Here is a 13768-nt window from a genome sequence, read left to right as displayed (position 1 = left end):
TGTTTTACAGCTAGTCAGCCAACACCTTTTCCACAAAGAGAACATTTACCAGTATCTATTGTTTTTGACACAGTTGCTCGCAGCTTAACAACTTAAAATTACATATGCCCGGTCCCTCAAAAGATGCCAAATTCCCACTGGAAGGCTACAATCGTCTTTGCTTCCTGAAGAACATCGTTACCCGCCCCAACATTATTGTGGGCGACTACACCTATTACGATGATTTTGAAGATGTACACAACTTCGAGAAGAATGTGAAATACCATTTCGATTTTATCGGCGATAAACTGATTATCGGGAAGTTTTGCATGATTGCTTCGGGAGTGACCTTCATTATGAACGGAGCCAACCACCCGATGGATGGGATTACCGCCTACCCGTTTTACATTTTCGGAAACGGATGGGAGAAAGCAACGCCACAACCAGGAGAATTACCATACAAAGGCGATACAGTTATCGACAATGATGTTTGGATTGGTTCCAACGCCACTATCATGCCGGGAGTACATATTGGCGACGGCGCCATCATTGCCACCAATTCAACCGTCACCAAAGACGTGGCCCCCTATTCCATTGTCGGCGGAAATCCGGCCGAAGTCCTGCGAAAGCGATTTTCGGAAAAGAAAATTAAGGAATTACTGGAAATGCAGTGGTGGAACTGGGAGCTGGACAAAATCACTGACAACCTTGCCTTCTTAACCCAAAAAACAGACGAGGATTAACCTGATTTTTCCGAACAACATGGTGCGGATTTGTTAATTTTGGGGTTCGAAAAGAATTATGCATACACCCGGAAACAATTATCTCTCGAGACCTCTCAACGGACTAAAAAATACTTTTCGTTCGCTGCAATACCGGAATTACCGGCTCTTTTTTGGCGGACAAAGCATTTCGCTCACCGGCACCTGGATTCAACGGATTGCCATGCCCTGGCTGGTTTACCACTTAACCGGCTCGGTCGTGTTGTTGGGAGTTGTCGGTTTTGCGGGCCAGATTCCCACCTTTCTGTTGGCGTCTTACGCAGGTGTCATCACCGACCGCCGGAACCGATACCATATTCTCATTGCGACTCAAGTGCTGGCTATGCTCCAGGCACTCACCCTGGCGCTGCTCTACTTTCTCGGCATCATCGAGGTATGGCACATACTGGCATTGAGCGTTATGCTCGGCCTCATTAACGCGTTCGATGTGCCGGCCCGGCAATCGTTTGTCATCGAAATGGTCGAGAAGAAAAAGGATTTGGGCAACGCCATCGCCCTAAACTCCTCCATGGTGAACGGTGCCCGCCTGATCGGTCCTTCCGTTGCCGGAGTATTGATTGCCACTACCGGCGAAGGCGTCTGCTTCCTTATCAACGGGCTGAGTTACCTCGTCGTCATCGCATCGCTGATAGGCATGAAAGTAACCCCGCGCGTTATCGCGAAGAAATCAACCCGCGTTATGCAAGAATTGAAGGAGGGTTTTCATTACACCTTCGGCTTTGCTCCCATCAAATCCATCATTCTGTTGCTGGCGCTCGTCAGCCTGATGGGCATGCCCTACAATGTGCTGATGCCGGTTTTCGCCAAGGAAGTGCTTCACGGCGATTCGCATACCTTCGGATTTCTGATGGGAGCTACCGGACTGGGCGCCATTACCGGAGCCATGTACCTGGCTTCACGCAAAAGCGTGGACGGATTGGAACGTCTCATTCCTGCAGCGGCTGCTGTGTTTGGGCTGGGACTCATTGCCTTTTCACAGTCGCGCCTATTCTGGCTGTCGATGATACTCATGGTTTTGACTGGCCTCGGGATGATGCTCACGATGGCTTCCAGCAATACCATCATTCAAACCGTTGTTGATGACAGCAAACGAGGCCGCGTAATGAGCTTTTATGCCATGGCTTTTATGGGAACCGCTCCATTCGGCAGTCTGTTTGCCGGAGCCGTAGCCAAAGTAGTGGGCGCCCCACTGACCTTAGCCATTGGCGGTGCTGCGGTTGTGGCAGGAGCCCTTCTGTTTGCCCGCCAGCTTCCCAAAATCCAGGAAACCATTCTTCCGGTATACCGGGAAATGGGCATTCGCCCGAACAAAAGCTCTACACAACCATAATTACGGTAAATATCTTTCACTATTCTTCAGACTTCTGCAACCAAACATAAATTTTTATAAATTGGGAAACAAAATTAGATTTTCATCCTCTATATTATGCAAGACATGCCCAATCACAAATCCCAACCGTTGGTCTTAAAGGCTATCGCTATTATTTTTATTAGCTTCTTATTTTTCGGTTGCAATTCAAATCTTCTTCATAAAACCCCAATCGATAATTTCAAGGGAACATGGAAACTTCAGGGAAGAACTATGTTCGACGGAATTAAAATTAAAATCACTGAGGATAAGAATGGTAATTTTGTGGGCAAAGTAGTGGAACTGAATGACAACAAATATGTCGACCTGTTTGTCAGTGTAGGAGATACATGGGTAACCGGCATCGGTCGTTCATCTAATTTTGAGTTTGTTCTTACCGAAAAGAAAATTGCCAGTCAATTGTTTTCACTTTATGGATTAGATACGACTCAGGATTACAAGGCTGAGTTTATTGATAATAATACCTTTGGCCTTGGAACAGGCAGCGCTGCTCCGAGCCAGTCACCCATCAGATATAGCAGAATAGCACCTTGAAAGATTAAAACACGATAAGAACAATAAAACCTCTACATTCTTCTCCAATCATAATATCCATACCGTTAAAAATTTAAATTGACTCTAAATAGTTATTATGCTAACTTTAAGAGACAATTACCAGGATAGAATCCTATTTTACTAACTTTAATTTTTAACCGAATGAGTATCAATTACAAGGTGATACCACGGAAAAATCCGCGCGATGTTGCCGCCAATCCCAAGTATTATGCGTCGATCAACAGCAAAGGACGCAGAAATCATCGCTTTATAGCTAAAGAAATTGCCGACCGCTCTTCCCTCAACGAAATGGATGTATTATCGGTTATCGAAGGTTTCCTGCAAATTGTTCCCACCACCCTAACCGACGGCTATACAGTCGACCTGGGTGACTTCGGCACCATGGGACTTTCGGCAAAAAGCCAGCCCGCCGACACCGAAGAAGAATTCAATGCCAGCTTAATAGATGGCTCCAAGGTAATCTTCCGCCCCGGTAAACTGTTCAAAAAAGAACTGGGAGGAGCCGAATACGTTAAGATACACGATGGAACAGAATAAAGTCTGCTATTTCAGATAGCTGAATATTAGTTTTATCTAAAAGCTCAGAACCATACAACAAAAAGGTCCTGAGCTTTTTTTATTTTGTCTTTATCTTTTAAGAAAAAGTCTAGACCTTTTTTATTTTTCTCAAGACATTATTATAAAATCTCTTGATGTTTTTACCAAAATGTCTTGATGTTTCCCCTTAAATGTCAAGACGTTTAAAAATAAAGTCTTGATGTTTTTAAATTTCATAAGGACATTCTAAAATAATACCTTGAGATTTTTCCAAAACATCAAGACGTGTTGGAAGCAACGCTAACATGTTGCAAACAAAATTTTGTACCTTTCGGCCCGGAATTTTCGGAACATTCAGCTCATGAGCAAGAAAGAGAAAAAAGATATCAGCAGCAGATTGGCCGGTAAAGGCGTGTTTCCACACGAGATGGCGTTTACCCTGCTCATTCCCTTGCGGAATATGTTTCTCTCGCCCAGGCAGCTCATCAAACGACTCGAACTGAATGAATCGTCCAAAGTACTGGAAGTCGGTCCCGGACCGGGCTATTTTAGTGTGAAAGTGGCGAAAGCCATTCCTCAGGGCCAACTGGTACTGGCGGACATTCAGCAGGAGATGCTCGATTACGCTAAAAAGCGCGTCGACAAACGCGGCCTCACCAACGTATCGTATTCGTTGTGCGACGGTCATACGTTCCCCTTTCCCGATAACCATTTCGACCGCATATTCCTGGTAACCGTTATCGGAGAAGTGCAAAACAAGGAAGCTTACCAGAAAGAATTCCTCCGGATACTGAAAAAGGGAGGCATCCTCTCCATTTCAGAATTAGCTGGCGACCCGGACAAAATGAGCACCGCCGAAATCAAGGAGCTTTGTGAAAATGCCGGATTCAAGTTGGACAAAATTCACGGTAACGAACGGAATTACACTGCCAACTTCCGGAAAGCCTGACATTACTTTCCGCTCCCGCCTTTATCACGTCCCCACATGCTATCAAACACATGCGGGTAATGATGAAATCACATAACTATTTAAAAGGTTAAATATATTTTTACATGGATAACTAAAATCATAACCTTTAAATCAAACCAATCATGAGAATTACGGGAATCATCCTGCTAACCTTTTTGTCTTTTCAATGGGCGGTGGCCCAAAACCTGAAACCCTACATCCTCGGGGTGGAGTCGACTGAAAGCGTAGCTGACCTCAAAGGAAAAGTTGCTTCGAACCTGGAAGAAAACGGCATTCAAATCGTGGGACAATACGAACCTGCCGCCGATGCCAACCGATGGTTGATAGTGGTTACCTCGCCCGAATTGCAAAAAGCGGTGGAAACCGTTGGCGGCCTCACCGGCTTTGCCTCCACCCTGCGCGTAGCCATTACAAAAGAGGACGGAAAAACGCTGGTTACTTACACCAATCCCGTGTATTGGGGAAACGCCTATTTTCGCGATGATTACGACAAAGTAGCTTCCGATTACGCAGCCCTGACGGCTCACCTGGAAAATGCCATGAAAGCCACCGGCACCTTCGTGGGAAAACCGTTTGGCTCAGAAAAGGGCCTGGCGATAAAAAACCTGCGCAAATACCATTACATGATGGGCATGCCTCGTTTCGACGATACCGTGGAACTGGGTGAATTTGACAACTATCAGACGGCTTTGAATAAAGTCAATTCGTCGGTTAACAAGGGCGTACCGAATGTAAAAGAGGTATACAAAGTGACGATTCCCGGCAAGGATTTGACCCTGTATGGCTTTGCCCTTTCGGGAGAAGACGGCGAAAGCGATTTCCTTCCGACGATCGACATTAGCCAACCGAAGCATACCGCCTTTCTGCCTTACGAAGTGCTCGTGGACGGCAACAAAGTACTGATGCTACACGGCCGGTACCGCATTGCCATCGCGTTCCCTGACCTGACCATGGGAACCTTTACCAAAATCATGTCGACACCCGGCAACATTAAAGATATGCTGGAGCAATTGACGAAATAACGGGTAAGAACCAATTGCCTAACTATCAACTATACCCTCTATCTAGGGACAAAGGCCAGTGAATATTAAATTCGCTGGTCTTTTTTTATTACTCTTTAACCCCCTCTCCGAAACTCTGCGTACCAACTGTTCGTTATGAGGAAAGATTACTCCTGATAAAACGAAGTTATATGATACGTACGGAAACCATCACTTACACTGATTCAGAACAAACTTTTGAAGGCAAAATTAGTTGGGACGATTCCCTTAACGGGAAAAAACCGGGCATTCTTATTGCTCACGCCTTTGGTGGCCAGTCAGATTTTGAAACCGGTAAATCGGTCGAGTTGGCAAAACTCGGTTATGTAGGAATGGCCATCGACATTTACGGGAAAGGGCGCCGGGCTTCCAATCTGGAAGAAGCTGCGAAGCTAATGTCCGAATTCAACAACGACCGCGCCTTGTTGCTGAAACGCATGGAACTATCACTGGATACTCTTCGAAAACATCCGGAAGTTGACGCATCGAAAACAGGAGCCATCGGCTTTTGCTTTGGTGGAAAATGCGTGCTCGACTTGGCCCGCTCAGGCGCCGATGTGCGAGGCGTTGTTAGTTTTCACGGGATGTTCGATAAACCCGGTCTTCCGGAAGAGAAGTCAATAAAAGCTTCTATTCTGGTTATGCATGGCTGGGACGATCCGATGGCTAAACCCGAAATGTTTGTGGAGTTCGCCCATGAAATGACCGAAAGAAAAGCCGACTGGCAGATGCACGCCTTTGGTCATACCGGACATGCGTTCACCAATCCGAAAGCCAACGCCCCCGAAAGAGGAGTCTTTTATCAGCCCGCATCGAGCAATCGTGCATGGAAAGGCATGAGCGACTTTTTTGAGGAAGTTTTTGCCTGAAAAAGAAAACAGGACAGTACGTAAAATGTACTGCCCTGAATTCAACGATTCAACTACACATCTGAGGTTTGAAGTCTTTTGTGCTTACATACCCTTCTTGGTAACCGATAAATCTTTTCGACGATGCACAATAAATCCATGAACATCTGAATAACTATTCATGAATTCCTCACTCACCTTTTTTGCCTTTTCCTCTCCCAAAACACGTTTGGTAAAATCTCTCCACTTTTCTTTGGGGCCTTCCATTTCTGCCCAGTTTTTATAGGGAAAAACCAGTTCAGCAATTAGCTCCGAAGCTCCTCCGTTAACAGTCCAGATTACTCCATAGTAATCCTTCCGGTTCTCCTTCTTTATGGCTTTACCGTATTCACTGATGGCCTTATAGAAATCCGCTCCATGCCCTGGCTTTAGTTTGTACATATATACCTGAACAAGATTCACATCATTATTATTGGGATACCAGTTCACAAGCGTTGTGTCGTTGGCTGATATCGTGCTCGTAATTTTGGCTATGTACGGGCTCACATTCTTTCCAAACTCAGCTGAGCCTTTTGCATTAAAATCCTGATAACTGTCAAAATCAGCCCAGCTATGTCCGCCCGAACGGATGATGAAATCTCCCATGTTTTTACCATTTACCACCTCATAAACATTCCAGCTCCAGGGATCACCATTTTCCATCCTCCATTGAGCATGTTGCTTCAAGGCAGTTTGAAATGCCCCACTCTCACCATTCTTTACTTTTATGAAATATACCTTAGCCAAATTCTTCGACTGAGCAAACAAGTCATTTCCAGTAAGGCCGAACATAAAAACGACCATCAAACCAATTAGCAGTGTTCTCTTTTTCATAGTACTTTTTTTAAGTTAATTTATTCAAATTGAATTTTTTATATTCCGGAATAATGTTGGTTAGACCTCTAAGCCCAGCGGGCACCCAGTTTATCCAATCCGGCTTGTCCCAGTTCATCAGGTCCCATTACCACATGAAACTCTACATTGGCTTCAAATGCCAGGAACCAGGGTTCTGACAACGATGGAATCATAGATGGTTTTTCCAGGTTAACCAGAATAACAGCGGCCCGCAGGCCTTCCAATTCAGTGAAATAAACAGCTTCGGGTTTCGTCGCTTCCAAAATGCTTTTCATTTTCTTTTCCACACTTCCGTCGCCAACTGACGCATTAAAATTCTTGTGCGGCATCCGGACAATCATTAACATACGCATGATCCAAACTCCTTCCTTTTAGTGATTATCATACCAGATGTAGCTTTTTACTAATTGCGGTATCGTATGCAATCGCATCAACATCTGTTGGAATAAATGTCTTTGTTGTCAACATCTCCTTACCGTTTCATATTTCCCGGTAGGAAGATTTTTCACAATGTTTTGCCACAACAAGGACGAGATGAAGTGGATGCATCTTGGGGAGAGTTCGACGATTTTTTAGTTTGTCACGCTATAAAAAAGAAACAAGTACGGTCGTTGGTACATTGAGCAGGCGAAGCTCATAAAAACTACCTCTTTGCTTCGGTTTATTATCTTTCACGACCGCATCACTAAATTTACAACACATTACACAGGGCATCAACAGGATATACAAAAAGCATAGTACGAGATATACCGTCAGAACATAGCTTTTTGAGAGATAATAGCTTAGATTTGTAGTAATATGCATTAAATGATTATCCCAAAATGGAACAAACCATTCTTTTTAATGAAATCAGGGATGTCATCCAGGCCAACCGTTTTAGCAACAGTACTGAGAAAAGTTATGTAGGTTGGATTTACCGGTTTATTATCTTTAATAACAAGCGACACCCGAAGGAAATGGGCGATAGCGAGGTAACTGAATACCTCAACTACCTGACAGAAAAACGCCATGTGTCGCCTTCGACCCGCAACCAGGCAATGAATGCACTTGTTTTTCTATACGACAAAGTATTGAACACTCCACTTTCCAGCCTGAACTTTAAACATGCAAAAATCAGGAAACGGCTACCGGTGGTGCTAAGTCGTGAAGAAGTGCAGGAAATTCTTGACAATCTCCAGGGTGAATATCAACTCATGACATCCTTAATTTATGGTAGTGGCCTCAAACTAAACGAATGCCTGAGTTTACGTATTCGTGACATTCATATTGAAAAAGAAGAGATTACCATCCGGAATGACAACGATGAAACCGAACGAAAGACGTTGTTACCCAACCGGATCGTTCCACGATTGTCCAGACAAATTCAAAAAATAAGTATTCAATTCGAAGAAAATAGGTTGATACCTGATTTCACGGGTGCTACCCTTCCGGACCATATCGAAGAAGCCCATCCGGAATATGCCATGGAATGGGATTGGCAATATCTTTTCCCATCCGGGAAACCAACTGCTGAAAACGGAACTGATAAACTACGCCAACATCACCTAAACGAAAGCTATCTGCAGAAAGCAGTTAAAGAAGCCGTTCGTCACACCCGAATTACCAAGCATGTTTCGTGTTATACCTTCCGTCACAGTTTTGCCACGCATCTGCTGGAAGACGGCTATTGCATCGAAACAGTTCAAAAACTACTTGGACACAAGGACATTCGGAATACAATGATATACCGGCAGGTATTGAATAAAAATAAGTTCACTGTCCGAAGTCCGCTGGATTTGTGAGTCACTCTCATCTGAATAAAAAATCTTTTCATCTCACCTCAGATTTCAAATCTACTGTAAGTCTGTCAGTTCAAAATCTAACCTGACATAAATCATTCTTCCACAAAGCTTCTCATGTCTAAAAGCATTCATTTTTAGGCAATTATTCATCCGCAAACAACTAATATTGTCCTTATTTATTTGGATGAAAAAGTCGATTGCTAAAAAACTCATTGTTTACTTTCTGCTGCTCAGTTTAATCTCTACAGCAATCGTTGGTTTATACTCCTACGACAAAGCCCGAAAGGCGCTAATCGACCGTACCTTTGAACAATTGATCTCGCTTCGTACCGAAAAACAGAACCGGCTCAAAGGTTTCTTCAATCAACGTATCAACGATATCTCGTCCATTGCCGGTTTATTCTCTACCGAGAATCAAAGTTCCTCAATCACAAAGGACAAAAATTTTCTTAAATATCTGAATGGCTACTTGCAGGCAAGCAAGAGTTACACTCACCTGATGCTGATGAACTCCGATTCGAGTCTGATTACATTAGATTATTCCAAAGACTCTCAACATCCCATTGAATCGCAATCGACTCCCAACCAGGCATTGATTCATTTCTTTAAGATTCATAAAAACCAAACCACACCATTTATCACCGAGCTTCACCCCGGGTTAAACCATCATTTTTCATCCGTACTGGTTTGTACGCCTTACCAGATAAACCACCAACCTGGCATTCTCTTACTCGAAGTCAGTGCTGCCTCAATTAACAACATCATGTTCGAGAACAATCCGTACAATGGATTGGGAAAAACGGGTGAAACATACCTAGTTGGGAAAGATTATCTGATGCGGAGCAATTCCCGTTTTAAGAAAGATGCTCCTTATAATATATCGGTTAAAACGGTGGGTGTAGAGGAAGCCTTCCGAAACAAAACCGGTACGAAAAAAATCCGGGATTACCGCAATATTCCTGTTTTTAGCTCTTTTTCAAAAGTCAATATTGAAGGATTAGACTGGGTCATTCTGGCAGAAATAGATGTGCAGGAAGCGATGATTCCGATTACCAACATTCGCAACAACATCATTTACCTAAGTGTACTGATCGCCCTCTTTCTGGTAAGTATTGTTGCGGTGTTGGCCAATATGATAGCTGCTCCCATTAAAAAGCTCAAGCTGGAAACCGAAAAGGTTTCGCAGGGAATTTTCGGCGAAACCATTCAGGAGGCGCGTGAAGATGAAATTGGGGCGTTGATTACATCTTTCAACCAAATGACTATGCAACTAAAGGAGCAGACAGAGAGGCTCGAAACAGAAAGGATGTTGCGTTTGTCATCGATGATTGACGGGCAGGAAATGGAACGGCAAAGGCTTTCCCGCGAATTACACGACAGTTTGGGGCAGATGATGCTGGCCATCAAGATGAAACTGGAAAGAGCCTTGCACACCAACTTCATGAAGTCGCGTGACATTATTCAGGAAACCCAGACGCTGTTCTCATCCACCATTCAGGAAGTGAGAAACATCTCTAATGACCTTATGCCGGCCGTTTTAAATGAATTCGGATTAATCACAGCACTCCGAAATCTGGTATCGGAAATCGATAAAAACACACCGGCAGAAGTAACCTTCCGTAGAGAAAATACCAAAGAGAAATACAACCAAAGAGCCGACACCTATCTCTACCGGATTGCTCAGGAAGCCCTCAACAACGCCATTAAATATGCCGGAGCAACCCACATTGAAGTTCATTTTCAGGAAACCGAGTACGAACTCGTGCTCGAAATATCAGATGACGGGAAGGGATTGGACGAAAATATTCATTGGGGAAACGGAATACCCAACATGAAAGAGCGAGCCAGTCTCATTGGGGGCAAATTAACGATGGGTAAAAACGAAGAAGGAAAAGGTTGCCGTATTATAGTTACAGTTCCAAGTAGTTTATTATGAAAAAGATTCAGGTCATTTTAGCAGACGATCATCAGATGTTTCGTGACGGCATTAAGTCGTTGCTCAGCGAAGAACCCGATATCCAGATTATCGGGGAAGCATCCACCGGAGAGGAACTCATCAAGTTGCTTCATCATACCATTCCCAACGTCATCATCACCGACATTACGATGCCTGACCTTTCAGGAATTGAGGCGACCCGTGTGTTAACGGCCAAGTATCCATATGTTCGGGTGCTGATGTTGTCGATGCATACCAATGAGGAATTCGTTATGAACGCCATCAAAGCCGGTGCTTCGGGATACCTGCCCAAAGATGTAGGCTGTGATGAACTGTTGAAAGCTATTCGCACATTGAATGCCGGTGACGAATATTTCACCAACGATGTTTCCCAAACCATTGCCAAGGGTTATCTGAAACAAACAAAATCAGACGCAAAGAAGACTGAACAGCATCACCAGCTAACTCCCAGGGAGCTGGAAATCATCAAATGCGTTTCCGAAGGAATGATGAACAAGGAAATAGCTGAAGAGTTGTGCATTAGCATCCGAACCGTCGATACACACAAAAGCAACATTCTGTCCAAACTGGAAATGAAATCAACAGTCGAGCTGGTGAAATACGCCATCAAAAATGAAATTATTCAACTGTAAGACAGAAATCTGCTTTTCCCTCTATTGACGTCCGGAGTAAATAATCTGCGTGTTTTAAAACAGTTTGTGAATAGTTCATCCTCTTTGCAGGATTAACTTTCTATTTGATATTCCAACTTTTGAATTCAGTGAAAATCATTACCTCAATTTTCGACACCTACGGAAATTACGTAGAAATATTCCCGTTTCCCGTACAGATAATTTCCGTATAACTCCGTATTTATTGACCGGACATTCCCTGATAGTTTTAATCAACGCTTTTGCAATTAAAACCTAACGGGAATGAATCAAAAGAAACTCTTCGCTTCTATTCTGCTTATTATTATCCTTTTCTTCGGAAATCAGCTCTGGGCCAAGGATGCCACTCAAAAGGCAACCAAAGTTTCTTTCGAGATGGGTGCCGATGTTATGAGTCGTTACATTTGGCGCGGCTCGCAGTTTGGCGGAAATTCACCCAGTTTGCAACCTTCGGTGTCCGTTGGTTACGGAAACCTGACATTGGGTGCATGGGGAGCTTATTCTTTAAGCGGTTCCAATACCGGTCAGGAATTCGATTTATCGCTCAATTATACCTTTCTGAACGATGCATTAACTGCGGGTATCTGCGATTATTATTTCCCTGAGGAGTCAGCCGATTACCAATACTTCAACTGGAATAAAGATATAACGGGCCATGTACTCGAAGCCTCGCTGGCATTTAACGGAACTGATAAGGTGCCGTTGACACTTCTCGTTGCTGTCAACTTCTACGGAGCGGATGCCACTAAAGTAAATGACGATCCGTCAAGTCCCGGTTTCAACTCCAGGGATGGTATCAAGTATTCCAATTACTTCGAGTTGGGCTACTCATTCAATGTGAATGATATCTCATGTAATGCGTTTGTGGGCGGCACACTCAACCAGGTTAATAAAGCCGATAACCTCACGGGCTATTTAGGCGAATTAGGTTATTACGGAACCGGTCCAGGAATTGTCAATCTGGGTATTACGGCCACCGAAAGTCTTCCGGTTACAGAAAAATTCTTTTTGCCACTTTCTGCCTCAATAATAACTAATCCGCAGACGCAAAAAGTATTCTTCGTATTTGGATTTTCTCTTTAAAACAAACCAATAAACACTTTAAAACGTAATTCATATGGCTACGTTCGACACTGGCACAACAGCCTTTATGATTCTCAGCACCAGCTTGGTGATGCTCATGACACCAGGACTCGCCTTCTTCTATGGTGGGTTAGCCGGGAAAAGAAATATTCTGGGCATTATGATGCAAACCTTTGTATCATTAGGAATTACCACCATCATGTGGATTTCGGTGGGATATTCACTTTGTTTTAGTGGTGGAGAAGGCGGCATCATCGGTGACTTGTCACATGCTTTCCTTAAGGGTATTCCATTTACTGAAAGCTTCGGTGGGGCCGGGGAGCAATACCCTGTCTATATTTTCATTGCTTACCAGATGATGTTCGCGATTATTACCCCGGCCCTTATCACCGGAGCTTTTGTCAACCGGGTTACCTTTAAGGCTTATCTGGTTTTCCTCGTACTCTGGCAACTATTCGTTTACTACCCATTCGTACACATGATTTGGGGTGGAGGAATTCTGGCTCAATGGGGTGTTCTCGATTTCGCCGGTGGAGTTGTGGTTCATGCAACAGCTGGATTTGCCGCGTTGGCTTCGGTATTCTATGTCGGGAAACGCCGCGATAAAGCTTCTAAGCCTAACAGCATTCCGCTCGTTGCTATCGGCACCGGTTTGCTTTGGTTTGGCTGGTACGGTTTTAATGCAGGAAGCGAACTGAAAGTGAATGCCGTTACCACATTGGCATTTCTCAATACCGACGTAGCCGCTTCGTTTGCTACCATTACCTGGTTAATTATCGAATGGGTACGCGAAGGAAAACCGAAGTTCGTCGGCTTGCTCACCGGAGCAGTTGCCGGTATGGCAACCATTACACCGGCAGCTGGTTTCGTTCCGCTTTGGGCTGCCATCGTTATTGGCATTGCTGCCGGATCACTATGTTATGTTGCAGTTCAGCTGAAAAACAAGTGGGGCTGGGACGACGCATTGGACGTTTGGGGAGTTCATGGAATGGGTGGTGTTATCGGAACCATCAGCCTTGGAATTTTCGCATCCGCTGCGGTAAACGGACAATCCGGATTGATTGAAGGAAACGGTGGTTTCTTTATGAAAGAAGTGGTAGCTGTTTTGATTGGAGCTGTATATGCATTTGTCTTTACCTATTTAATGCTTGCCGTTATCAATCTGTTCACCAAGGTAAAAGTGAGTGAGGAAATGGAAGACCTGGGACTCGATGAATCACTGCACGGAGAAAGAGCTTATGACGAAGGTGCATTGTAATTAACATATAGTCAGACTTAGATTAAAAGGGGGTTGTCTCTGAGTAGAGGCAGCCTCTTTTTGTA

14 protein-coding genes are annotated in these 13768 nt (G+C 44.1%); 12 read left to right on the top strand and 2 right to left on the bottom strand.

The window, feature by feature from the left end; translation table 11 throughout:
* Positions 1-104 precede the first annotated feature (104 nt).
* The 7 genes from T426_RS0104050 to T426_RS0104020 all read left to right on the top strand — a co-directional run bounded on the left by T426_RS0104050 (position 105) and on the right by T426_RS0104020 (position 6101).
* Positions 105-722, top strand: a complete 618-nt coding sequence (locus T426_RS0104050) for a Vat family streptogramin A O-acetyltransferase (protein WP_025864219.1) — start codon at positions 105-107, stop codon at positions 720-722.
* Between the two features lie 58 nt (positions 723-780).
* Positions 781-2091 carry an MFS transporter gene (locus T426_RS0104045; RefSeq protein WP_051568933.1) on the top strand — a complete coding sequence of 437 codons (1311 nt, stop codon included), beginning with the start codon at positions 781-783 and terminating at the stop codon, positions 2089-2091.
* A 252-nt stretch (positions 2092-2343) separates the two neighbouring features.
* Positions 2344-2664 (top strand): hypothetical protein, encoded by a 321-nt coding sequence (locus T426_RS0104040; RefSeq protein WP_148303726.1) that lies wholly within the window; start codon positions 2344-2346, stop codon positions 2662-2664.
* Between the two features lie 162 nt (positions 2665-2826).
* A complete protein-coding gene (locus tag T426_RS0104035) occupies positions 2827-3222 on the top strand; it encodes an HU family DNA-binding protein (protein ID WP_051538763.1) in 396 nt (131 codons plus the stop codon).
* 361 nt (positions 3223-3583) lie between these two features.
* Positions 3584-4171 (top strand): class I SAM-dependent methyltransferase, encoded by a 588-nt coding sequence (locus T426_RS0104030; RefSeq protein WP_025864216.1) that lies wholly within the window; start codon positions 3584-3586, stop codon positions 4169-4171.
* Between the two features lie 143 nt (positions 4172-4314).
* On the top strand, positions 4315-5214 hold the full coding sequence (locus T426_RS0104025; RefSeq protein ID WP_025864215.1) for a hypothetical protein: 900 nt from the start codon (positions 4315-4317) through the stop codon (positions 5212-5214).
* A 170-nt stretch (positions 5215-5384) separates the two neighbouring features.
* Complete coding sequence (locus T426_RS0104020) at positions 5385-6101, top strand: dienelactone hydrolase family protein (protein WP_027585315.1); 717 nt, start codon at positions 5385-5387, stop codon at positions 6099-6101.
* An 84-nt stretch (positions 6102-6185) separates the two neighbouring features.
* Here the strand turns inward: T426_RS0104020 and T426_RS0104015 are convergent, their stop codons facing one another.
* On the bottom strand, positions 6186-6953 hold the full coding sequence (locus tag T426_RS0104015; protein ID WP_025864213.1) for a hypothetical protein: 768 nt from the start codon (positions 6951-6953) through the stop codon (positions 6186-6188).
* 68 nt (positions 6954-7021) lie between these two features.
* Complete coding sequence (locus T426_RS0104010; RefSeq protein ID WP_234406641.1) at positions 7022-7303, bottom strand: hypothetical protein; 282 nt, start codon at positions 7301-7303, stop codon at positions 7022-7024.
* 492 nt (positions 7304-7795) lie between these two features.
* Between T426_RS0104010 and T426_RS0104005 the strand changes: the two genes are divergently transcribed.
* The 5 genes from T426_RS0104005 to T426_RS0103985 all read left to right on the top strand — a co-directional run bounded on the left by T426_RS0104005 (position 7796) and on the right by T426_RS0103985 (position 13703).
* Positions 7796-8755 carry an integron integrase gene (locus tag T426_RS0104005; protein WP_025864211.1) on the top strand — a complete coding sequence of 320 codons (960 nt, stop codon included), beginning with the start codon at positions 7796-7798 and terminating at the stop codon, positions 8753-8755.
* A 184-nt stretch (positions 8756-8939) separates the two neighbouring features.
* On the top strand, positions 8940-10691 hold the full coding sequence (locus T426_RS0104000; protein ID WP_025864210.1) for a histidine kinase: 1752 nt from the start codon (positions 8940-8942) through the stop codon (positions 10689-10691).
* Positions 10688-11344 carry a response regulator gene (locus tag T426_RS0103995; protein ID WP_025864209.1) on the top strand — a complete coding sequence of 219 codons (657 nt, stop codon included), beginning with the start codon at positions 10688-10690 and terminating at the stop codon, positions 11342-11344. The genes T426_RS0104000 and T426_RS0103995 overlap by 4 nt, the downstream gene beginning before the upstream one ends.
* A 282-nt stretch (positions 11345-11626) precedes the next feature.
* Entirely contained in the window at positions 11627-12445 is an 819-nt protein-coding gene (locus T426_RS0103990; RefSeq protein WP_025864208.1) for a hypothetical protein, read from the top strand.
* 34 nt (positions 12446-12479) lie between these two features.
* Positions 12480-13703, top strand: a complete 1224-nt coding sequence (locus T426_RS0103985) for an ammonium transporter (protein ID WP_025864207.1) — start codon at positions 12480-12482, stop codon at positions 13701-13703.
* The last annotated feature ends 65 nt before the right edge of the window (positions 13704-13768 follow it).

The sequence above is a fragment of the Prolixibacter bellariivorans ATCC BAA-1284 genome (genome assembly GCF_000621705.1).
GTDB classification, from domain to species: domain Bacteria; phylum Bacteroidota; class Bacteroidia; order Bacteroidales; family Prolixibacteraceae; genus Prolixibacter; species Prolixibacter bellariivorans.
This window is presented reverse-complemented; position numbering and strand designations above follow the sequence as displayed.